Origin of the sequence: Paractinoplanes brasiliensis (assembly GCF_004362215.1) — a bacterium.
Classification (GTDB): Bacteria; Actinomycetota; Actinomycetes; order Mycobacteriales; family Micromonosporaceae; genus Actinoplanes; species Actinoplanes brasiliensis.
In genome coordinates this window covers 980044-1000171 of sequence record NZ_SNWR01000002.1, presented here as the reverse complement: position 1 = coordinate 1000171, position 20128 = coordinate 980044, and the positions used below count along the sequence as shown (strand labels likewise).

22 protein-coding genes are annotated in these 20128 nt (G+C 71.2%); 9 read left to right on the top strand and 13 right to left on the bottom strand.

Annotation, left to right across the window (positions count from 1 at the left end; translation table 11 throughout):
* Together C8E87_RS36615 and kdd are read right to left on the bottom strand one after the other, a co-directional pair.
* Positions 1-1530, bottom strand: a complete 1530-nt coding sequence (locus tag C8E87_RS36615; RefSeq protein ID WP_133877967.1) for an amidohydrolase — start codon at positions 1528-1530, stop codon at positions 1-3.
* A 5-nt stretch (positions 1531-1535) separates the two neighbouring features.
* Positions 1536-2594 (bottom strand): L-erythro-3,5-diaminohexanoate dehydrogenase, encoded by a 1059-nt coding sequence (gene kdd / locus C8E87_RS36610; RefSeq protein WP_133877966.1) that lies wholly within the window; start codon positions 2592-2594, stop codon positions 1536-1538.
* Between the two features lie 132 nt (positions 2595-2726).
* Between kdd and C8E87_RS36605 the strand changes: the two genes are divergently transcribed.
* Positions 2727-4085, top strand: a complete 1359-nt coding sequence (locus tag C8E87_RS36605; RefSeq protein WP_133877965.1) for a KamA family radical SAM protein — start codon at positions 2727-2729, stop codon at positions 4083-4085.
* Positions 4086-4176: 91 nt separating this feature from the next.
* On the opposite strand, the gene C8E87_RS36600 is transcribed toward C8E87_RS36605, so the two are convergent.
* Positions 4177-4368: a CsbD family protein gene (locus C8E87_RS36600; RefSeq protein ID WP_133877964.1), complete on the bottom strand. Its 192-nt coding sequence runs from the start codon at positions 4366-4368 to the stop codon at positions 4177-4179.
* Between the two features lie 154 nt (positions 4369-4522).
* Positions 4523-4852 (bottom strand): nucleoside triphosphate pyrophosphohydrolase family protein, encoded by a 330-nt coding sequence (locus C8E87_RS36595; protein ID WP_133877963.1) that lies wholly within the window; start codon positions 4850-4852, stop codon positions 4523-4525.
* 219 nt (positions 4853-5071) lie between these two features.
* Here C8E87_RS36595 and C8E87_RS36590 point away from each other — a divergent pair, with 219 nt between their 5' ends.
* On the top strand, positions 5072-5797 hold the full coding sequence (locus C8E87_RS36590; protein ID WP_133877962.1) for a class I SAM-dependent methyltransferase: 726 nt from the start codon (positions 5072-5074) through the stop codon (positions 5795-5797).
* A gap of 135 nt (positions 5798-5932) precedes the next feature.
* Here C8E87_RS36590 and C8E87_RS36585 read toward each other — a convergent pair whose 3' ends face one another.
* The gene (locus C8E87_RS36585; protein WP_133877961.1) at positions 5933-6379 is read right to left on the bottom strand and encodes an Lrp/AsnC family transcriptional regulator; all 447 of its coding nucleotides are present in this window, start codon (positions 6377-6379) and stop codon (positions 5933-5935) included.
* A 56-nt stretch (positions 6380-6435) separates the two neighbouring features.
* Positions 6436-7581, bottom strand: a complete 1146-nt coding sequence (locus tag C8E87_RS36580) for an acyl-CoA dehydrogenase family protein (protein WP_133877960.1) — start codon at positions 7579-7581, stop codon at positions 6436-6438.
* A gap of 60 nt (positions 7582-7641) precedes the next feature.
* On the opposite strand from C8E87_RS36580, the gene C8E87_RS36575 reads away from it, so the two are divergent.
* The gene (locus C8E87_RS36575; RefSeq protein ID WP_133877959.1) at positions 7642-8553 is read left to right on the top strand and encodes a 5'-3' exonuclease; all 912 of its coding nucleotides are present in this window, start codon (positions 7642-7644) and stop codon (positions 8551-8553) included.
* On the opposite strand, the gene C8E87_RS36570 is transcribed toward C8E87_RS36575, so the two are convergent.
* Positions 8550-9026, bottom strand: coding sequence for a GNAT family N-acetyltransferase (locus tag C8E87_RS36570; protein WP_133877958.1), 477 nt, complete (start codon positions 9024-9026; stop codon positions 8550-8552). The two genes, C8E87_RS36575 and C8E87_RS36570, sit on opposite strands and share 4 nt — an antisense overlap.
* Before the next feature lie 53 nt (positions 9027-9079).
* On the opposite strand from C8E87_RS36570, the gene C8E87_RS36565 reads away from it, so the two are divergent.
* Positions 9080-9601 (top strand): TetR/AcrR family transcriptional regulator, encoded by a 522-nt coding sequence (locus C8E87_RS36565; protein ID WP_239080089.1) that lies wholly within the window; start codon positions 9080-9082, stop codon positions 9599-9601.
* On the opposite strand, the gene C8E87_RS36560 is transcribed toward C8E87_RS36565, so the two are convergent.
* Positions 9518-11038 carry an MFS transporter gene (locus tag C8E87_RS36560; RefSeq protein ID WP_133877957.1) on the bottom strand — a complete coding sequence of 507 codons (1521 nt, stop codon included), beginning with the start codon at positions 11036-11038 and terminating at the stop codon, positions 9518-9520. The genes C8E87_RS36565 and C8E87_RS36560 overlap by 84 nt on opposite strands.
* Here C8E87_RS36560 and C8E87_RS36555 point away from each other — a divergent pair.
* From C8E87_RS36555 to C8E87_RS36540, 4 genes are all read left to right on the top strand, one after another.
* Positions 11037-12071, top strand: a complete 1035-nt coding sequence (locus tag C8E87_RS36555; RefSeq protein WP_133877956.1) for a Gfo/Idh/MocA family protein — start codon at positions 11037-11039, stop codon at positions 12069-12071. The genes C8E87_RS36560 and C8E87_RS36555 overlap by 2 nt on opposite strands.
* 81 nt (positions 12072-12152) lie before the next feature.
* Positions 12153-15212, top strand: coding sequence for a putative bifunctional diguanylate cyclase/phosphodiesterase (locus C8E87_RS36550; RefSeq protein WP_133877955.1), 3060 nt, complete (start codon positions 12153-12155; stop codon positions 15210-15212).
* A gap of 52 nt (positions 15213-15264) precedes the next feature.
* Positions 15265-15924, top strand: a complete 660-nt coding sequence (locus tag C8E87_RS36545) for a GNAT family N-acetyltransferase (RefSeq protein WP_133877954.1) — start codon at positions 15265-15267, stop codon at positions 15922-15924.
* Between the two features lie 34 nt (positions 15925-15958).
* On the top strand, positions 15959-16543 hold the full coding sequence (locus tag C8E87_RS36540; RefSeq protein WP_133877953.1) for a DinB family protein: 585 nt from the start codon (positions 15959-15961) through the stop codon (positions 16541-16543).
* A gap of 122 nt (positions 16544-16665) precedes the next feature.
* On the opposite strand, the gene C8E87_RS36535 is transcribed toward C8E87_RS36540, so the two are convergent.
* The 3 genes from C8E87_RS36535 to C8E87_RS36525 form a co-directional block, all read right to left on the bottom strand.
* Entirely contained in the window at positions 16666-17391 is a 726-nt protein-coding gene (locus C8E87_RS36535) for a hypothetical protein (RefSeq protein ID WP_133877952.1), read from the bottom strand.
* Positions 17392-17474: 83 nt separating this feature from the next.
* Entirely contained in the window at positions 17475-17966 is a 492-nt protein-coding gene (locus C8E87_RS36530; protein ID WP_133877951.1) for an SRPBCC family protein, read from the bottom strand.
* Positions 17963-18445: a metalloregulator ArsR/SmtB family transcription factor gene (locus tag C8E87_RS36525; RefSeq protein WP_133877950.1), complete on the bottom strand. Its 483-nt coding sequence runs from the start codon at positions 18443-18445 to the stop codon at positions 17963-17965. Before C8E87_RS36525 ends, C8E87_RS36530 begins: the two co-directional genes overlap by 4 nt.
* 50 nt (positions 18446-18495) lie before the next feature.
* On the opposite strand from C8E87_RS36525, the gene C8E87_RS36520 reads away from it, so the two are divergent.
* A complete protein-coding gene (locus tag C8E87_RS36520; RefSeq protein WP_133877949.1) occupies positions 18496-19293 on the top strand; it encodes an isocitrate lyase/PEP mutase family protein in 798 nt (265 codons plus the stop codon).
* Between the two features lie 31 nt (positions 19294-19324).
* Here the strand turns inward: C8E87_RS36520 and C8E87_RS36515 are convergent, their stop codons facing one another.
* Both C8E87_RS36515 and C8E87_RS36510 read right to left on the bottom strand, forming a co-directional pair.
* Positions 19325-19732: a DUF1810 domain-containing protein gene (locus tag C8E87_RS36515; RefSeq protein WP_203720575.1), complete on the bottom strand. Its 408-nt coding sequence runs from the start codon at positions 19730-19732 to the stop codon at positions 19325-19327.
* A complete protein-coding gene (locus C8E87_RS36510; protein ID WP_133877948.1) occupies positions 19729-20115 on the bottom strand; it encodes a ChaB family protein in 387 nt (128 codons plus the stop codon). The genes C8E87_RS36515 and C8E87_RS36510 overlap by 4 nt, the downstream gene beginning before the upstream one ends.
* Positions 20116-20128 lie beyond the last annotated feature (13 nt).

The window sequence follows — 20128 nt, the reverse complement described above, 5'->3', positions numbered from 1 at the left end:
TTACGCCTCGTAGATCGTTTCGCCGTGCAGAACAGTCCGCCGGCACACCGGCCGACGCGGGAACACGCCCTCGATGTCGGGCAGAAGATCAGGCAGACCTTCCCGTACGCCGCCAGGGGTGTCCCACACCGCGAAGGTCGCCGCCCGGCCCGGCGCCAGCACCCCCGCGTCGTCGACCAGCGCCGCCTTCCACCCGCCGCGCGTCGACGCCGCGAACGCCGCCCGCACACTCATCCGGTACACCGGGTTGCGCGGCGCCGCGGCCGCCACCACCACCGCCCACGGGTCCAGCGCCGTCACCGGCGAGTCCGACCCGAACGCCAGCTGCACCCCGGTCGCGTGCATCGCGCCGATCGGGTTCGACGCCATCGCCCGCTCGACGCCGAGCCGCTGCGCGTACATCCTGTCCGGGCCGCCCCACAGCGCGTCGAACACCGGCTGCACCGAGGCCACCACCCCGAACTCGACCATCCGCGCGATCATCGCCTTGTCGATCAGCTCGACGTGCTCGACACGGTGCCGGCCCTGCCGCACGACGTCGACCCCGACCGACTTGGCGGCCAGCGCGAACCCTTCGAGCACGGTCTCGATGGCGGCGTCGCCGATCGCGTGGAAACCGCCCTGCACGCCCACGGTGACACAGTCGAGCAGGTGCTCGGCGGCCTGTTCGGCGGTCACGAACGCCTCACCGCAGCCGCCGTGGCCGTCCCGGAAAGGCTCACGGACACTGGCCGTACGGGAGCCGAGCGCGCCGTCCGCGTACAGGTCACCGGCCGCGCCGACCGCGCCCAGCTCCTTGGCCTTGAGGGCGCCGCCCAGCTCACCCCAGTAGCCGAACACCTGCGGCAGCCCCTGGCCGCTGAGCGCCAGCACCGAGGTCAGGTCGGCCTCGCTGGACGTGCCGGGGCCACCGCACTCGTGCACGGCGGCGATCCCGAGCGACGCCGCCCTGGTCAGGGCCGCTCGCTGCGCCGCGGTTCGTTGCTCGGGGGTCAGGTCGTCGAGGGCCAGAGCCCGTACGGCGTGGTGGTCCTGTTCTTTGACCAGGCCCTCGCCCGTGGGCAGTCCGGCCGCGTCCAGCAGCGCCGGGGAGGCCAGCGCGGAGTGCACCGACGCCTGCGACAGGTAGACACGGCGGCCCCCGGCGGCGCGGTCGAGCTCGGCGACACTCGGCACGCCCTGGTCGGCCCAGGTCGACTCGTCCCAGCCGTGACCGTGCACGACACCGCCCGCCGGGCGTGTCGCGGCGAAGGCCGACACCGCGTCCAGCAGCTCGGCCCTCGATCGCACGGCGGAAAGGTCGAGGCCCTCGATGGCCAGGCCGGTGTCGGTGGCGTGCAGATGGGCGTCGACGAAAGCGGGGGTGACCAGGGTTTGCTCGAGGTCGACTCGCCGGTCCGCGGACGGCGCGTCGCCGCTGTCGCCGAGCCAGGCGATCCTTCCGTCGCGGACCAGCATGGCGGTGGCCCGCGGCTCGGCGGCGGAATAGAAGCGGCCGTTGTCGTACAGGACCGTGGGGGTGTGTGTCATGGGCGTCAGTGTCCCGCGACTCGTGCCTCGAAAAGGGACCGGACCGCCGGGACACGACGGAGAAGGTCGACGGCGAACTCCGCGTGACCCGGCACGTACCCGTTGCCGATCAGCATCGTGACGTCGGCGGCAAGCCCTTCGGCGCCCAGGGCGGCGGCGGGGAAGCTGGTCGCCATCGAGAAGAAGATCACTGTTCCGCCGGGGGCGGTGGCCAGGATCGCGCCGTGCTCGCAGCCGGGGACGTCGACGCAGACGACCGTGATCGTGGCGGGGTCGCCGACGGCATTCGCCACCTCGACCGGGTTGCGGGCGTCTGCGACGGCCACCTCGTCGGCCACTCCGGCCTGCGTCAACACCGCGCGCTCCCGCTCGTTCCGGACGATTCCCATTGTTCGGGCACCCGCCAGGCGGGCGGCGGCCAGGGCGAGGGAGCCGCTCTTGCCGGCGCCGCCGAGAACAGCGACGCGCGTCTCGGGAGCCGCGCCCAGCTTGTTGGCGCCGGCCACCCGCGCGTCCTGATATTTGCGGACAATGCGGTCGGTGAGGGCGGGGGCGCCGCAGACGTCGTAGACCGCGAGGGCCAATTCGGGCGCGAGGTCGCCGGGGAGGACGCCGACGATCGAGCGGCCGAACAGGATCGCGGTTCCCTCGGCGGGCACCTGCTCGGACTTGCCGTCCCAGCCCCCGAGGCCGTCGGAGATGCGCAGCGGGGTCAGGGTCAGCGAGACCAGCGTGGCGACACGGTCACCCTTCTTGACGCCGAGCGGCGAGCGCGGGCCGACCTCGTCCACGACGCCGATCAGCATGCCACCCGAACCGGTGACGGGGTTGTGCATCTTGCCGCGCGTCTCGACGATCTCCAGGACCTCGGCGCGGATCGCGTCACCGTCGCCGCCGTGCTTCTCGGCCAGCTGGCGGTAACTGGCGGCGTCCAGGTTCAGGCGTTCCACCCGTACGCGAATCTCGTCGTCCTTGATCTCGGGGCTCGCATCCAGTCGCCAGGCCGCCTGCGGCAGCACCCCGGCGGGCTCCAGCACCCGGTCAAGTCCGGCAGAAGACGTCATTCGCCCCACCCCTAACAAGAAATCAAGGGCCTCGCCCTCGGTGCCACCGTAAATCCTTCGGTTGACTGTTTACCAGACAGCAAATTCTCCAGTACGTTGGAGCCGTCCGAACGATCGATCAGGGAGCCTGAAGTGACGACCCAGCCCGCCGGACAGCCGTACGAGTACCACCGCCGCACCCTGGTCGAACCCGACTGGACGCGGTTCCCCGGCTGGCGCGACGTGACCGAGTCGCAATGGCAGTCCGCCCAGTGGCAGCGGGTCAACTGCGTCAAGAACGTCAAGCAGCTGCGCGCGGTCATGGGCGAGCTGCTCGACGAGAGCTTCTACACCGACCTCGAGACCGACCAGAGGCGCCTGGCCACGATGTCGATGCTGATCCCGCCGCAGATGCTCAACACCATGGTCCCCAACCAGGCGCCGACGACGGAGACGTTCTACGCCGACCCGATCCGCCGTTACATGCTGCCGGTGGCCACCGACCGTCACCTCGACTGGCCGTCACACCCGCACGCCACCCGCGACTCGCTGCACGAGCACGACATGTGGGTCGCCGAGGGCCTCACCCACCGCTACCCCACCAAGGTCCTGGCCGAACTGCTGTCGACCTGCCCCCAGTACTGCGGCCACTGCACCCGCATGGACCTCGTCGGCAACAGCACTCCCACGGTCGACAAACTCAAGCTCACCCTCAAGCCCGTCGACCGCTACGACGCGCACCTGGCCTACCTGAAGGCCCACCCCGGCGTACGGGACGTGGTGGTCAGCGGCGGCGACGTGGCCAACGTGCCGTGGAAGCAGCTCGAGGCGTACCTGATGGGCCTGCTCTCGGTGCCCACGGTCCGCGACATCCGGCTGGCCACCAAGGCGCTGATGGGCCTGCCCCAGCACTGGCTGCAGCCCGACGTCGTCGAGGGCCTGCACCGGGTGGCCATCACGGCGCAGCGGCGCGGGGTCAACCTGGCCGTGCACACCCACGTCAACCACGTGAACTCGCTGACCCCACTGGTCGCGCGCGCCGCACAGACCCTGCTCGAAGTGGGCGTACGCGACGTCCGCAACCAGGGCGTGCTGATGCGCGGCGTCAACGCGACCACGGCCGACCTGCTCGACCTGTGCTTCGGGCTGCAGGGCGAGGCGGGGATCCTGCCGTACTACTTCTACATGTGCGACATGATCCCCAACGCCGAACACTGGCGGGTCCCGGTGTGGCACGCCCAGCAGCTGCAGCACGACCTGATGGGCTACCTGCCCGGCTACGCGACCCCGCGCATCGTCTGCGACGTGCCGTTCGTGGGCAAGCGCTGGGTGCACATGATCGCCGAGTACGACCGCGAGCACGGCATCTCGTACTGGACCAAGAACTACCGCACGTCCATCGAGCAGCACGACGACGAGGCCTTGTCGAAGCTCTACGCGTACTACGACCCGATCGACACGCTCCCGGAGTCCGGGCAGGACTGGTGGCGCAAACAGGAAGCCGCTGCCTGAGCGTGGAACGGCCCCCGGGGATGTGCGTTCCCGGGGGCCGTCTCCTTGGATCCCTCGCGCGTCGTCCTGCTTCGCGCTCGGAAACTTCTGGTCAGCTGAACGCGTCGCGCACGTCCTTACCGGCGTCCTTCACGTGTTCGCCGGCCTTCTTCGCGTGGGCGGCCGTCTCCTGAGCCTGCCCCTCCGCCACGAGACGCTCGTTGTCGGTGGCCCGTCCCACGGCCTGCTTGGCCTTGCCGGTCAGTTCCTCGGCCTCGTTCTTGACCTTGTCGGTGAAGCTCATCGCTCAAAACCTCCGTGGAAGTGTGGCTCTCTCCTGCTTTGCCCGGTCGCCGCTCCCCCAAAACCCCGCGCCACACCCTCTAGACCGTCCTAGGATCCTGGTACGGTTCCTGGAATAATTGGAGGCGCTGCCCGACGGCCTGGTCGTTCTGGCCTCAGCGGTTGTCGCCGCTGCCGTTCAGCACGCCGCGGTCCTGACGGTCGGCCAGCTTGGCCAGGTTCGCCGTCGCGATGTCGTCGAGCGACAGGTCGAGATAGTCGGCCAGCACCGCCAAATACCACAGCACGTCACCGAGCTCCTTGGTGATGCCGGCCCGGTCGAGCTGTGACTCGTCGCTGTCGAGGTCGCGGATCCACTTCTTGAACTTCTCGGCGACCTCGCCGGATTCGCCGACCAGTCCGAGGACCAGGTGGAGCAGCTCGTTCTTCTTGTCACGCGGAGCAGCTGTTCGGAGCGCGCCGCGCTGGTACTCGTCAAGATCCATGGCGCACGATTATCGCCGGGCCCTCCGGCGACCCCGCCCCACAGCACCACGACGCTTCCGGCGTGCGGAAAACGCAGGCGTCGGCCGGAACGGCGGCAGCACCCTCGTGCGCTGGTCGTGCTGAGCGGACCGAATGGATGTACGCCGAGTCACCTGGGACGAGCCGCCGGCGTCTGCCCGTGACGGCGAAGAATGTGTTTGATCGTTAAGGTCGTCGACATGAGCGATCGCGCCGCGCATGCCAGCTCGTTCGGGCCGGCTGCCGAGATCTACGAGCGGGGGCGGCCGTCGTATCCGGCAGCGGCTCTCGACTGGCTTCTGCCGGCGGGCACGCCCCGCGTGGTCGACCTGGGAGCGGGCACGGGGAAGCTGACCCGGCAGATCCGGGACCGGGGTCTGAGCGTCACCGCGGTGGAGCCGTCGGAGGGGATGATCGCCCAGCTCAAGCGGTCCGTCCCGGACGTTGCGGCCCTGCTGGGCAGCGCCGAGAGCATTCCGCTGCCGGACGGGTCCGCCGATGCCGTGCTGGTGGCTCAGGCCTGGCACTGGATGGACCCGGAACGGGCCGCGCCGGAGATCGGGCGGGTGCTGACGCCGGGCGGGCGGCTCGGACTGCTCTGGAACCTGCGTGACGAGCGCTCCAACTGGGTGCGGCGGCTCGGCGAGATCATCGGCAGCCAGGAGTCCGATCGGGAGACCGCGGTGGGTGCGCCGTTCGGGCCGTTGGAGATCACGCACTTCGAGTGGACCGAGACGATCGGGCCCGAGCGGCTGATCGACATGGTGGCTTCGCGCAGCCACGTGATTCTGCTGGACCCGGGCGACCGGGCAGCGCTGCTCTCGGAGGTGCGCCGGCTGATGGCGACCCACCCCGACCTGGTCGGACGCACCGAGTTCGAGCTGCCGTACATCACGGAGTGCGTTCGCACCACGGTCCGGCCCTGACCGGCCCGGCGTGCGCAACCACCCACCACGGCCGGAGCCCGCGGCACGGACCGTGACCGGCGATGAGCTCGCGAGGAACCTCGGGTACGGGCCTGGTGCTTGTGGGGGCGGTGACGAGGCGTACGGGATGAGGGGTTACACGGCGAGACGAGGCGGGCGGTTCTCGTAGGGGGTGGACAGCACGACTGTCGTCCGGGTGGTGACGTTCGCGGCGGTGCGGATCTCCTGCAGCAGGCGCTCGAGGTCGGCGGGGCTGGCGACGCGCACGAGGAGCATGTAGAAGTCCTCGCCGGCCACCGAGTAGCACGAGTCGATCTCGGAGAGGTGGGCCAGCCGTTCGGGGGCGTCGTCGGGCTGGGACGGGTCGAACGGGCGGATCGCCACGAACGCGGTCAAAGGCAGCTGCAGAGCCTCGTACGAGACCTTCGCCGTGTACCCGGAGATCACGCCGCGCTGTTCGAGGCGCCGGACCCGCTGGTGCACGGCTGACACGCTCAGCCCGACCCGCTCGGCCAGGTCCGTGTACGACAGGCGCCCGTCGGCGGTGAGGGCGCCCACGATCGCCCGGTCGATCTCTTCCACGGCGACACCCTACCGGTTACGACGCGTCCTTCCCGGCGTCGGCGTTCTCCATGCCGTCACCCTCTCACCAGCGCGCGGCTGATGACCAGGCGCTGGATCTGATTGGTGCCCTCGACGATCTGCAGGACCTTGGCCTCGCGGAACCAGCGTTCGGCCGGGTGGTCGCTGACGTAGCCGGCCCCGCCGAGCACCTGCACCGCGTCGGTGGTCACGCGCATGGCGACGTCGGTGGCGAACAGTTTGGCCTTGGCCGCCTCGGTGGAGAACGGACGGCCGGCGTCCTTGAGGCGGGCGGCGGCGAGCAGCAGCGCACGGGCCGCCGAGATCTGGGTGGCCATGTCGGCCAGCAGGAAGCCGACGCCCTGGAACTCGGCGATCGGGCGGCCGAACTGCTCGCGTTCACGGGCATAGCCGACCGCATGGTCGAGCGCCGCCTGGGCCAGCCCGACCGCGCAGGCGGCGATGCCGAGGCGGCCGGCGTCGAGGGCTTCCATGGCGATGGTGAACCCGGCGCCCTCGGCGCCCACGAGACGGTCGGCGCTCAGCGTGCAGTTGTCGAAGAGGACCTGCGAGGGGGCCGACGCGCGCAGGCCCATCACGTTCTCCGCCTTCTGCGGCTCCAACCCCGGGGTGCCCGCGTCGGCGAGCAGGCAGGAGATGCCGCGGGCGCCCGCTGCCCCCGTACGGGCGAAGATGTTGTAGAAATCGGCGTCGCGCCCGTGGGTGATCCAGGCCTTGGCGCCGTTGACGACCCAGCGGCCCTCGGCGTCACGGGTGGCCCGGGTGGTCAGCGCCGCGGCGTCGCTCCCGCCCTGCGGCTCGGAGAGGCAGTACGCCCCGAGCAGTTCGCCGCCGAGCATGTCGGGCAGCAGCTTGCGCAGCGCCTCACTGCCGTGGGCGTACACGGGGTAGCAGGCCAGGGTGTGCACGCTGACCGCCTCGGCGATCGCCAGCCAGCTGCCCGCGAGCGTCTCCAGGACCTGCAGATAGACCTCGTACGGCTGGGCGGCGCCGCCCACCTCTTCCGGGTACGGCAGGCCGAGCAGCCCGGAACGCCCGATCGTGCGCAGCACCTCCCGCGGGAACTCGCCGCGCGCCTCGAAATCCGCGGCCTTGGGCGCCAGTTCGCGCTCGCACAGCTCACGGGTCAGGTCGAGCAGGTCATGGGCTTCGGCGGTGGGGAGCATGCGTTCAACCGTCACAACAGTCAGCTTAACGGTCGTTAGGGCAGCGGTGCGACAGGCTGCCGTTAAGGTGGCACGGTGACCGCACAGCCGCTGCTCGCCGTCGACGCCCCCAGCCTCTACTTCCGCGCCTTCCACGGCATCCCCGAGAAGGCCGCGCAGACCAGCGCCGGCGAGCCGGTGAACGCGATCCGCGGGTTCATGGACATGATCGCCCAGCTGGTGCGCACGCGGCGGCCCGATCGGCTGGTGTGCGCGCTCGACGCGAGCTGGCGTCCGGCGTGGCGGGTCGAGCTGGTGCCGTCGTACAAGAAACACCGGGTCGCCCACGGTGACGTCGAAGTGGTGCCGCCGGCGCTCGAGAAGCAGATCCCGGTGCTGCTCGAGGTACTCAAGGCGGTGGGCATCCCGGCGTTCGGGGTCGAGGGGTACGAGGCCGACGACGTGCTCGGCACCCTGGCGGCCACCCAGCCCGCCCCGGTCGAGGTCGTCTCGGGTGACCGCGACCTGTTCCAGCTGGTCGACGACGAGCGCGGCACCCGGCTGCTCTACTGCGGACGCGGGGTGGCCAAGCTCGAGGACGCCGACAACGCGCTGGTCGAGACCAAGTACGGCGTGCCCGCGAAATGGTATGCCGACTTCGCGGCGATGCGCGGGGACGCCAGCGACGGCCTGCCGGGCGTGCCGGGCGTGGGCGAGAAGACGGCCGCACGGCTGATCATGCGGTACGGCGGGGTCGAGCAGATCCTGGCGGCGCTCGACGACCCGGAGGCCGGGTTCGCGCCGGGCGTGCGCACGAAGCTCGACGCCTCCCGCGACTACCTGGCCGCGGCGCTGCCGGTGTGCAAGGTCGTGCTCGACGTGAAACTGCCCGGCTTCGACCCGGCGATTCCCCGCTCACCCCAGGACCCGGACGCGCTGATCGCCCTGGCCGAGCGGTGGAACCTGGCCAACTCGGCGAAGCGGCTGGTCGACGCCCTCGCGGGCTAGAGCTCCCGGGCGTACGTCCGGCCGTTGAGCTCGCCGGCGCCGAAGCCCTCGTGCGGCTCCTCCTTGATGAGCTCGAATCCGCGCGATATGTAGAGAGCGGTCGCGGCCTTCTGCAGATCAGTGGTCCACAGCTTCATCCGGACGTATCCGTTTTTTCGCGCGAAGTCCAGGCAGGTGTCGACGAGCTGTCCGCCGAAGCCGTGTCCCCGGGCGGCCGGATCCACGAGGAGAACCCGCAGCACGGCCGTGTCATCCCCGCCGTCGACACACAGCACACAGCCAACACGCCGCCCGTCCGTCTCGGCGATCCAACCCCTTTCCCGTACGGGGTCACGCCCGCCCGCGAAATCAGCCATGATCCGAGCGACCAGCGCCTCGAACGACGTGTCCCAGCCGCACTCGCGCGCATACAGCTCGCCGTGTGCCATGACCACCCAGCCCAGGTCGCCGGGCCGCCCCAATTCCCGGATCATCGCCGCCTCCGCCCACTGAAACAGTCGTTTCAGTACAGGATAGTATCCCTGTCGTGGCGCACGGGCGACGGGAAGAGCTGCTGGAGAAGGCTTACGCCTACGTACGCGAGTCCGGCATTTCGGAAATGTCGCTCAGGCCGCTGGCGGCGGCGATCGGCACCAGCCCGAGGGTGCTGCTGTTCCTGTTCGAGAGCAAGGACGGGCTGATCAGGGCGTTGCTGACTCGGGCTCGTCGCGACGAACTGTTGGCCCTGGACGGTGTCCTCCCCCGCGGGGTCGACTCGGCCGGCCTGGCGATCTGGGAGTGGCTGTCCGACCCGGCCAACGCCTCAGTGCTGCGCCTGTGGGTCGAGGCCTACGCCCGCTCGCTGGGAGCGGTGGACGGGCCATGGACGGGGTTCGCCGCCGAGACCGTGGCCGACTGGCTCGACCTGCTGTCCCGCGCCGAGCCCGGCTCGTCCCCGGCCCACCGTACGGCCGTGCTCGCGGTGCTACGCGGGGCGCTGCTCGACGTCCTGGCCACCGGCGACGTCGACCGGGTCACGGCCGGGGTCCGCCGCGTGCTTGCGTCCTGAGAGCACGTCGGCCAGCGCGGCCGCCAGGGCCACGGCCACGAAGCTCACGGTCAGCCACAGCGCGCCCCGGAAGGCTCCGCCCCAGTCGCCCTGGCCGGCGGCCAGCCGGTTGAAGAAGAACGCGCCCACGGCGGCGATCCCCATGGCCGTGCCGATGCGCTGACCGGTCTGCAGGACGGCCCCGGCGCTGCCCGCCCGCGCCACCGGCACCTCCGACAGGGTCAGGGTCTGGTTCGGACTGATCACGAAGCCGCTGCCCAGCCCGGCCACGAGCAGCGGGAGGGCAGCCGCCCAGCCGCCGCCGGAGCCGGGCACGAGCCGCAGGCTGACGTCGGTGGCGGCCAGACCGGCGACGACGGCGACAAGCCCGCCGACCACCATGTGCCGCCCGAACCGCTGCACGAACCGGCCGCCGATCGCCGACGCGACGGCCGAGCCGACCGCGAACGGCGTGATCGCGAGGCCGGCCTCGAGGGCGGAGTACCCCAGGCCGCTCTGCAGATAGAGGGTGTAGATGAAGAAGATGGTGGTGAACCCGGCGAAGTACAGCAGCCCGATCAGCGCGCCGAGGGCGTACGAACGCACCTTGAACAGGCCCAGCTCGATCAGCGCGGTGCGGGTACGCCCGTACGACCGTTCCCACCGCCAGAAGCCGGCCAGCACGAGCACGCCCGCCACCGCGACAAGCCACTTGCCCGAACCCTGCCACTCGCGTTCCTGCACGAGCGGGAGCAGCAACAGCACCACGCCGAGGCCGAGCAGCCCGACGCCGGCCGGGTCGAGGCTCTCGCGGCGTTTTCCGGCCACCGCGGGGATCCACCGCATGCCCAGCCAGACCGCGACGACGCCGATCGGCACGTTCAGATAGAAGATCCACCGCCAGCCCTCGCTCGGGCCGATCAGGGCGATGAGCAGGCCGCCGAGCAGCGGGCCGACCGCGGTGGAGACGCCGATGGTCGCGCCGAGCAGGCCGAACGGGCGTCCTCGCTCCTTGGGCTCGAACATCTGCTGGATCAGCCCGGAGACCTGCGGGTTGACGATGCCGGCGGCGGCGCCCTGCACGAGCCGGGCCACCACCAGCCACAACGCCGACCGGGCGAGCCCGGCGGCCGCGCTGGCCAGGGTGAACAGGATCAGACCGGCGACGAAGGCGTCCCGCCGGCCGCGGGCGTCGCCGAACCGGCCCGCCGGCACCAGCAGCAGACCGAAGGTCAGGGCGTACCCCGACAGCACCCACTGCAGCTCGGCCGGGCTCAGGCCCAGCTCGTCGCGGATCGAGGGCAGGGCGACGTTGACGATGCTCACATCGAGCAGCGTCATGAACCCTGCGACCAGGGCAACCGTGAGCGCTTTCCAGCGCGTCGACTGTTCGGGTGTCACGCCCGACCGGTTCCCCGCTCGATCCGGGGTCAACCCGGGATCTAGTGTGTGCCGCATGACGTCGTTCGCGGTGGTGGGCTCCGGGTGGCGGGCCGAAATGTTCTGGCGGCTCGGTGCGGCTCTGCCCGGCCTCGAGTGCCTCGGCGCGGTGGTGCGCACGCCGCGCGATCTGCCGGTGCCGACGTTCTCCTCGCTCGACGAGATCCGGCCCGATTTCCTGGTGACGGCCGTGTCGTGGAGCGCCAGCCCGTCCGTGATCGTCGAAGCGGTTGAACGCGGCCTGCCGGTGCTGGCCGAGACGCCGCCCGCGCCCACCGCCGAGGGGCTGGCCGAGCTGTGGCGGCGCACCGGCGACACCGGGCTGGTGCAGGTGGCCGAGCAATACCTTCTCGTCCCGGCCCACGCGGCGCGCCTGGCCGCCGTGCGGGCGGGGGTTATCGGTGAGCCGACGCAGGTGCAGGTGTCGTCGACGCACATGTATCACGCGATCTCGATGATGCGCGGCTTCCTGGGTGTCGGCCGCGGCCAGGTGACCGTCCGGGCCACCCGGACGACGGCCCCGCTGGTCGACCCGCTGACCCGTGACGGCTGGACCGATGACCCGGAGCCGAAGCCTGCCACCACGACGATCGCGACCGTCGACTTCGGCGACGGACGGTCCGGGCTGTACGACTTCACCGTCAACCAGTGGCACAACCAGCTGCGGTTCCGCCGGCTCGTGGTCCGCGGCACCCACGGCGAGTTGCGCGACGACGAGGTCGTACGGCTCCTCGAGCCCCGCACGATCGTACGCTCGCCGCTGGTGCGCCGGCAGACCGGGTACGACCTCGACCTGGACGGCTTCGACACCGACACCATCACGCTGGGCGACCGGGTATTGTTCCGCAATCCGTTCCCCGGTCTTCGGTTCAGCGACGAGGAGATTGCGATCGCCACGCAGCTGCGGCAGATGGCCGACTGGGTACGCGGGGACGGGCCGCCGCCCTATCCCCTGGCCGACGGCGCGCACGACCATCTCGTCGCCCTGGCCGTGGAGGAATCGGCCGATACCGACCGTACGGTGACGATCGACGCACCGGCCTGGCGGTAGATCCGACTATTCCCTCAGGCCGCGACCCGGCCGCCCGATGGAAAGACAGGACCAGCTGCACGCGCAGGCGGAGGAGGGCCGATGACGACGCGAGCCGTTCGCGCCGCTTTCGGCGCGTGGATCGTGGCGCTGTCCGCGATCTACTACGCCTTCCCCGGCGCCCACCTGGTGACGTGGGCCCTGCTGGGTTACTCGTGCGCGGCGATGGTCCTGGTGGGCGTCCGCCTGAACCGGCCCGCCCGCCGCCTGCCGTGGTATCTGATCTCGGCCGCGCTGGTGTTCTTCACGACCGGCGACACCGTCTACAACCTGATCCTGTTCCTGGGCCGCGAGCCCGTCTTCCCCGGCCCGGCCGACCTGCTCTACCTGATGGTCTACCCGCTGCTGACCGGGGCCTTCCTGCTGTTCGTACGGGCCCGCGGCGGCGCCAGCAACCGGGCCGCGCTGCTCGACGCGCTGGTGCCCACGGTCGGTCTCGGGCTGCTCTCGTGGGTGTACTGGATCGCGCCGTTCACCCGTTCGCACGAGCTCACCCTCATGCAGAAGCTCGTCTCGATCGGCTTCCCGTTCGGCGACGTGATCGCCCTGGCCCTGACGCTGCGCATGCTGACCAGCCCGGGCCGCAAGCCGCGGGCGCTGGTCGCGATCGTCATCGCCATCGCCGGGCTGCTGGTCAGCGACATCTTCTACGGCCAGAGCCAGCTCAACAGCGCCTGGTCGCTGGGCGGGCCGGTCGACCTCGGCTGGATCGTCTTCTACGCCGCCACGGCCTGGACGGCGCTGATGCCGTCGATGAGCCGGCTCACCGAGCAGCTCCCCCAGGCCACCGGCACCGACCTGCGGTCCGCGCGGCTCGCCCTGATGGCCGCGGCCGCCCTGATCGCCCCGGCCGTGCTCTACGTCGAGTGGATGCACGGCAAGGACGTCGAGGTGGCCCGCGGCGGTGTCGTCGACGCGCCCGTCATCGCCGGCGCCGCGGCCCTGATGTTCGTGCTCGTGCTGGCGCGGGTCAACGGCCTGGCGGTCGACCAGCGTCAGGCGCGGGCCCGCGAGCGGGCGCTGCACCAGGCGGGCACGGCCGTGTTCGAGGCCACCACCGAGCGCGAGGTCGCGCAGGCGCTGCGCAACGCCGTCGAGAAGCTCATGCCCGCCGGGGAGCCGTCCCGCCTCGACTTCACCACCGACGCCCCGACACCCCACGAGCCGGGTCTGCGCCTGCTCCCGGGCTCGGAGCTGCCCAAGGGCATGCCGCACGGGGATTTCGAGCATTTCCTGTACGCCACCATGCCGCTGCCCGGGGAGGGCCGCGTCGCCGCCGGCGTGCTCGGAGCCCCGGCCACGGTGCTGCGCGAGATGAAGCCGACCTTCGAGGCGCTGCTGGGCCAGGTCGAGGTCGTCCTGCAGCGCATCGGCCTGACCGGCGAGGTCAACCGCCGCAACAGCGAGGCCTACTTCCGCACGCTGATCCAGAACGCGTCGGACGTCATCCTCATCGTCGACGGCGACGACACCATCACGTACGCGTCCCCGTCGGCCGACACCGTGCTCGGCCACCCCGACCTGGCCGGCACCCCGCTCCCGGCGCTGATCGCGGTCAGCCACCACACCGCGCTGAGCGAGGCCCTGGCCGCCGTCAAGTCCGGCCGCGACCAGGCCGAGGCGACCGACCTGGCCGTGCTGTGCGAGGACGGCCGGCTGCTGCAGATCGAGTGCACCGGCCGCGACCTGCGCGACGACCCGACCGTGGGCGGGCTGGTCCTGACCATGCGCGACGTCACCGAACGCCGCCGCCTCGAGGACGACCTGTCCCACCTGGCCTTCCACGACGGCATGACCGGGCTGGCCAACCGGGTGCTGTTCCGCAACCGGCTCGAGCAGGCGTTCTCGGTGGCCGAACGCGACGACGCGGTCATCGCCGTGCTCTTCGTCGACCTCGACGACTTCAAGGACGTCAACGACACCCTCGGGCACGCCGTCGGCGACCAGCTGCTGGTCAGCGTGGGCGAGCGGATCTCCCAGGTGGTCGGGGTCGCCGACACCGCGGCGCGGATGGGCGGCGACGAGTTCGCCGTGCTCATCGAGCAGAGCCACGACGCCACCCGGGCCGAGGAGATCGCCGAGCGCATCGTGCAGGCCCTGGCCGAACCGGTGGAGCTGCCCGACGGCCTCGGCGGCAGCCACATCGTCAGCGGCGCGGCCAGCGTCGGGGTCGCCACCAACCGCGGCGCCGCCTCGGGCACCGAACTGCTGCGCCACGCCGACCTGGCCCTCTATCAGGCCAAGGGTGAGGCCAAGGGCACCTGGCAGCGCTACCAGAGCGACCTGCACACCGCGATGGTGCAGCGGCTCGAGACCCGGGCCGCGCTGCACGAGGCCATCGACAACGAGCAGTTCGCCGTCATGTACCAGCCGATCGTCGACCTCGGCTCCGCCGAGACCGTCGGCATGGAGGCGCTGGTGCGCTGGCAGCACCCGACCCGGGGCCTGCTCGGGCCGTACCACTTCATCGAGGCGGCAGAAGAGAGCGGGGCCATCGTCGAGATCGGGCGGTGGGTGCTCTGTGAGGCGCTGCGCGAGATCGCCCGGATGCACGCGGCCGAACCGGACACCACGCTGCGGTACGTCAGCGTCAACGTCTCGGCCCGCCAGTTCCGGACGCCCGGGTTCGTCGACCAGGTGCGTGAGGCGCTGGCCGACAGCGGCGCCGACCCGCAATGGCTGCTGCTCGAGATCACCGAGAGCCTGCTGCTGCGCGACGCCGACCAGGTCCGCAACGACCTCGGCGAGCTGCGGGCCCTCGGCGTACGGATCGCGATCGACGACTTCGGCACCGGGTACTCGTCGCTGAGCTACCTGCGGCAGATGCCGGTCGACGTGCTCAAGGTCGACAAGTCGTTCATCGACGACATCCTCGGCAGCGAGCAGCAGCGGGCCCTGGTCGACGCGATCGTCACGCTGGCCCGCAACCTCGACCTGGCCGTGGTCGCCGAGGGCATCGAGGACGAGGGGCAGCGCGCCGAACTGATCGCGATGGGATGCCCGTACGGGCAGGGCTACCTGTTCTCGAAACCGGTGTGGCCGCACGAGATCGCGGCCGGCCGCCGGTCCTCCGAGGAAGCCCGGGATCTCTCGGCGGCCTGAATTTCGGGTTATTCGCTGGCGGTCATGGGCGGCAGGCGGCAGGCTCGGAGGGGTGCTGGAGAATCCCGTGTGGGCCGCCCTCTCCGGGCCGCAGGCCTGCTTCGCCGAGGCGTCCGGTGACGCCGCCCGTTTCCTCTCCGACGTCGGGCCGTGGTGCGCCGTGGCCGATCCCGGTGACCGCCGGGGCTGGGCCGACCTCGCCGAGCTGACCGACCGTGCGCTGCTCAGCGCCCCGGCGCTGCACGCGCCCGCGGGCTGGGAGCCGGTGTCCGTGACACCCGGCGTGCAGATGGCCGGTCACACCATGACAGGGGTGCACGACCCCGAGACCGTCGAGCTGAGCGAGACCGACGTGCCCGAGATGCTCGACCTGGTCGAGCGGGCCCAGCCGGGGCCGTTCGGCAAACGCACCATCGAGCTCGGCCGCTACGTGGGTCTGCGGCACGAGGGCCGGCTGGTCGCCATGGCCGGCGAACGTTTCCGTCTGCCGGGGTGGACGGAGGTCAGCGCGGTCTGCACCGACCCCGCCTTCCGCGGCCAGGGCCTGGCCGCCCGCCTGACAATGGCGGTTGCGGCCGGCATCCTCGAACGCGGGGATCTGCCGTTCCTGCACGTGTCGGCCGAGAACGCGGCCGCCATCCGCCTCTACGAACGGCTCGGCTTCCAGGTCGACCACGAGGTGGTGTTCGCGACCTACCGCCGCGCGGGGTGACTTCTTGTCGTACGGCGGTGGCATGCTCTCGCGCATGGTTGACGACTCAGCGCTCAAGGCCGATCTGCTCAGCTACCTGCAGCACGCGCGCGACGCGCTGCTGTGGAAACTCGACGGCCTCTCCGAGTACCACGCGCGCCGGCCGTTGGTGGCCAGCGGCACCAACCTGCTCGGGCTGGTCAAACACTGCGCCGGGGTGGAAGCGGGCTACTTCGGCGTCACGTTCGGCCGGCCGTTCCCCGAGCCGATGCCGTGGATGGAGGACGACGCCGAGTTGAACGCGGACATGTGGGCCGATGCCTCCGAGACCCGCGAGGGCATCGTCGGGCTCTACCGGCGGGTGTGGGCGCACGCCGGCGCGACGATCGAGTCGCTGCCGCTCGCCGGCCGGGGCGCGGTGCCGTGGTGGTCGCCCGAGCGGCGTGAGGTGTCGCTCGGGCTAGTGCTGGTGCACGTCACGGCCGAGGTGCAGCGGCATGCGGGGCACGCCGACATCGTGCGCGAGCTGATCGACGGGTCGACCGGGCTGAGCGCAACGATCAGCAACATGCCCGAGGAGGACGCCGCTTACTGGGCGGCGCATCGGGAACAACTGGAGAAGGTCGCGCGCAACTTCTAGGAGCCTCGCGCGTGGGCTTTCCGCCGGTCGGCATGCCCACGCGCCCGGCTGCCCGTGTTTGCCGAGCAGCCGGGCGCGGCGAGCCCGAGTCCCCGCCCGGCCGACGGCGCCGCCCTGGGCTTCTAGGACGGGCGGGCGCGGCGGGCCCGGGGTGGGAGCTGCACGCCGGCCAGGGTTCGCAGGGCTGCGGGGCCGCGGGAGCGCCTCGGGCCGGTGCGTGACCCGGGCCGGGTGCGGCGGCCTCCGCTGTAGGCGAGCAGGTCGATCGTGTCGCGCTGGGCGGCGGGGTCCGGCGCCGGCCGCTGGGCGTATGCCGACTCGTCGACCTCCTCGAAGTACGTCGGCGCGGGCTCCGGTCCGGGCTCCTCAGCAAGCGGCTCGGCGGGCCGGAAGATCGTGAACCGGTCGGCCATGGCCACCGCCCGTTCGGGGCCGGCCAGCACGAACGCGGCGGCCACGTTGGCCACGGCGAACGGCAGGGCGATCAGCACCAGGCTGGGCGAGGTGCGGATCGAGAGGACGGCGAGCAGCGCCGCGGCGACCGCGGTGCCCGCCGCGGCCAGGGTGCCGGCCCGGCGGATCGAGTAGGCGCCGAAACCGGACAGCCGGATCACCGCGGCGGCGCAGGCGGCGGCCAGCAGCACGGCCAGCAGCCAGCCCGCCGCGTACGGCCACAGACGCTGCCAGGTGCCCTCCTCGTCGCCGAAGACGAACATCAGGAACGGCACGCCGATCACAGCGATCACCAGCAGCAGCACGGCATCGACGGTGAGCACGATGGCGGCGGCCGCGATCGCGTCGATGCGGTGGCCTCGCGCCTCGACCACATCCGTGTCGGCCATCGTCATGCCACCCTCCCCGGTAGCCTGCCGCCGCAAGCATGGCGGCGCTCGACGCAGCACGGTAACGCATCACGCACCCGGGCGCGTCGTCAGGGACGCAGAGTCTCGAAATAGGCCTTCATCGACGGGTAGTAGTCCTCGAAGACCGGCTGCGGAGCGCCCTCGCGGGCCGCGACCAGCATGTCCAGGTAGTACTCCCAGCCCGGCCCGACGTCGCCGATGCCCTCGGAGGAGTCGAGATGGTGGATGAGCCGCAGCTCGGTGCGCTCGCCGGTCGCGGTCAGCTGCACCTCGATCCGCCAGCCGTCCTCCGTTCCGGTCACGGCCAGGCGGTGCGGCGGCTCGCAGGCGTCGATGCGCATCTCCGTCCAGGGGGCGTTCTCCTCGTACGCCATCTGCACCTTGATCGTGCGGCCAGGGCCGGGGTCGTCGCCGGTCCAGCGGCCGAACCAGCGGGCGCTGCGCTCGGGCTCGGTCACACTGGCCCACACGTCGTCGATGCCTGCCTGGAACGAGCGGGTCAGCACCAGGTCGGGCCCTCGGGGCGTCGTTTCAAGTCGTCCGGTCGGCGGATTGGTCATGCGATGTCCTCCTGTCGTGCGGTTCGCGTCTTCATTCCGGCGTCCTGGGCTGGAATTCCGGCGTCCTGCGCCGTGTTCGTCGCGGGGTCTCCGGAGCCCGCCCGGGTGTTCGTCGCCGTTTCTCCGGCGCCCCGGGCCGCGTTCTTGGCGTCGCGGCGGTCGCGCCGGGTGCGGTGCACCTCGGTCTCGAGCGCGTCGAGCCGCTGACTCCAGAGCCCGGCCACCGGCGCGCCGAACCCGGCGATCCACTCGGCCACCTCGGTCAGCGGGCCGGTGTCGAGCCGATACATCCGCTCGCGGCCGACGAGCGTGTCGTGGACCAGCCCGGACTCGCGCAGCACCCGCAGGTGCCGGCTCACGGCGGGCCGGCTGATCGGGAACCGCTCGGCGATGCGGCGCGCGGGCAGTTCCCCGTCGCGCAGCATCGCGAGGATGTGCCGCCGTACGGGATCGGCGATAGCAGCCGCCGTCCGGTCCATGCCGGAAGCGTAACCTACTAGTTACGGATCAGACCAGTAGGCTCGGCCGTATGAAGGCACGGTTCAAGGCCCTGCACGAGGCGGGCACGTTCGTCATGCCGAACCCGTGGGACGTCGGATCGGCGCGGATCCTCGAGGGGCTGGGGTTCCCGGCCCTGGCCACCACGTCGTCCGGGCTGGCCGCCACGCTGGGCAAGGCCGACCAGCAGGTGACCCGAGACGAGCTGGTCGCCCACGTGCGCGCGCTGACCGCGGCGATCGGCGTGCCGCTCAACGTCGACGCCGAGCGCTGCTTCGACGACGTCACCGCAACCGTCGAACTGCTCGCGCAGGCGGGCGCGGCGGGCATCTCGATCGAGGACTACGACCCGGCACGGGAACGGATCGAGACCGTCGAGGAGGGTGCGCGGCGGGTCGCGCTGGCCAAGGAGGCCTGCGCCCGGCACGGGGTGGTGCTGACCGCACGGGCCGAGAACCTGCTGTACGGGCACGACGACCTGGACGACACGATTCGGCGGCTGCGCGCCTACCGGCAGGCCGGGGCAGACGTCGTGTACGCGCCGGGGCTGCGCGCGCCCGAGGACATCGCCCGGGTGGTGGCCGAGGTCGCGGCGCCGGTGAACGTGCTGGCCGTGGCCGGGGCGCCGCCGGTGGACGAACTGGCGAAGCTGGGCGTACGGCGGGTGTCCACCGGCGGCGCGCTGGCCTGGGCGGCGTACGGGGCCTTGCGCGACGCCGCCCGGGAACTGCTCGATCTCGGGACCACCACGTTCCGGTCCCGGTCGCTGACAGGTGAGGAGATCGCGGCTATAGCTGACCGTGGACAGGCGGCTGCGGCTTCGTCATGAGTCGCCGGGAAGGGCACGCCGACGAGCCTGGTCAGCCGTTCAGCAGATCGAGGGTGCGCTGGTCGGGGCCGTCGTAGAAGTGGTCGATGACCTGCTGGAACAGGGCCGGGTCGTCGGCCGCCGCGGCGAACAGCGTCATCGAGGAGCGCAACTTGAGATCATCCGGGTAGCCGAAGATGTCACTGGCGCTTCTGTCGGCTCTCACCAGGATATCGGCGGCCGTACGGAGGCGTGGGCCGAGAACGGGGTGGGCCAGGTACTGCCGCGCCTCGTCGAGGTCCCTGATCGCGTACGTGCGGGCTGTTGAACTCGAGCCGAGGCCGGCGAGCTGGGGGAAGACGAACCACATCCAATGTGTGCGTTTGCGGCCCGCCTCCAGCTCGGCCATCGCGTCGTCGAACACGCCCTCCTGGGCCCGCACGAACCGATCGAGGCTCACTTGCGCGATGCCCGCTTGTTCGCCTTCTGGATGGCCTCGACGAGCTCGGCCTTGGTCATGCGGGACCGGCCGGTCACATCGAGCCGCTTGGCGACGTCGAGCAGATGCTCCTTGCTGGCGTTGGCGTCCACCCCGCCGGCAGTCTTCGCCTTCGTGCCCCGCCCGCCGGCGGCCTTGGAGTCGCTGGGACCCTTCTTCGACTTGGGTTCCCAGTGGTCGCCGACCTTTTCGAACGAGTGCTTGACGGCCGAGAACGCGGTGCGATGCGCGCGCTCCCCCTCGCCGTACTGCTCGACGGCCGAGTCGTGCGTTTCCGCGTACGTGTCCTGGGCCTTCTTCGGCGACCGCTTGAGCGTCGCCGGCATGTCGTCGCGTGCTGGCATGACCTTTTGCGTT

What these genes read in the sequence shown, in the direction of transcription:
- C8E87_RS36510 (WP_133877948.1), bottom strand. Translation starts at nt 20,115, where the DNA reads ATGCCAGCACGCGACGACATGCCGGCGACGCTCAAGCGGTCGCCGAAG.
- C8E87_RS36590 (WP_133877962.1), top strand. Translation starts at nt 5,072, where the DNA reads ATGAGCGATCGCGCCGCGCATGCCAGCTCGTTCGGGCCGGCTGCCGAG.
- C8E87_RS36525 (WP_133877950.1), bottom strand. Translation starts at nt 18,445, where the DNA reads ATGGACCGGACGGCGGCTGCTATCGCCGATCCCGTACGGCGGCACATC.
- C8E87_RS36555 (WP_133877956.1), top strand. Translation starts at nt 11,037, where the DNA reads ATGACGTCGTTCGCGGTGGTGGGCTCCGGGTGGCGGGCCGAAATGTTC.
- C8E87_RS36560 (WP_133877957.1), bottom strand. Translation starts at nt 11,038, where the DNA reads ATGCGGCACACACTAGATCCCGGGTTGACCCCGGATCGAGCGGGGAAC.
- kdd (WP_133877966.1), bottom strand. Translation starts at nt 2,594, where the DNA reads ATGACGTCTTCTGCCGGACTTGACCGGGTGCTGGAGCCCGCCGGGGTG.
- C8E87_RS36570 (WP_133877958.1), bottom strand. Translation starts at nt 9,026, where the DNA reads ATGATCCGGGAATTGGGGCGGCCCGGCGACCTGGGCTGGGTGGTCATG.
- C8E87_RS36520 (WP_133877949.1), top strand. Translation starts at nt 18,496, where the DNA reads ATGAAGGCACGGTTCAAGGCCCTGCACGAGGCGGGCACGTTCGTCATG.
- C8E87_RS36530 (WP_133877951.1), bottom strand. Translation starts at nt 17,966, where the DNA reads ATGACCAATCCGCCGACCGGACGACTTGAAACGACGCCCCGAGGGCCC.
- C8E87_RS36600 (WP_133877964.1), bottom strand. Translation starts at nt 4,368, where the DNA reads ATGAGCTTCACCGACAAGGTCAAGAACGAGGCCGAGGAACTGACCGGC.
- C8E87_RS36595 (WP_133877963.1), bottom strand. Translation starts at nt 4,852, where the DNA reads ATGGATCTTGACGAGTACCAGCGCGGCGCGCTCCGAACAGCTGCTCCG.
- C8E87_RS36535 (WP_133877952.1), bottom strand. Translation starts at nt 17,391, where the DNA reads ATGACGATGGCCGACACGGATGTGGTCGAGGCGCGAGGCCACCGCATC.
- C8E87_RS36550 (WP_133877955.1), top strand. Translation starts at nt 12,153, where the DNA reads ATGACGACGCGAGCCGTTCGCGCCGCTTTCGGCGCGTGGATCGTGGCG.
- C8E87_RS36540 (WP_133877953.1), top strand. Translation starts at nt 15,959, where the DNA reads ATGGTTGACGACTCAGCGCTCAAGGCCGATCTGCTCAGCTACCTGCAG.
- C8E87_RS36615 (WP_133877967.1), bottom strand. Translation starts at nt 1,530, where the DNA reads ATGACACACACCCCCACGGTCCTGTACGACAACGGCCGCTTCTATTCC.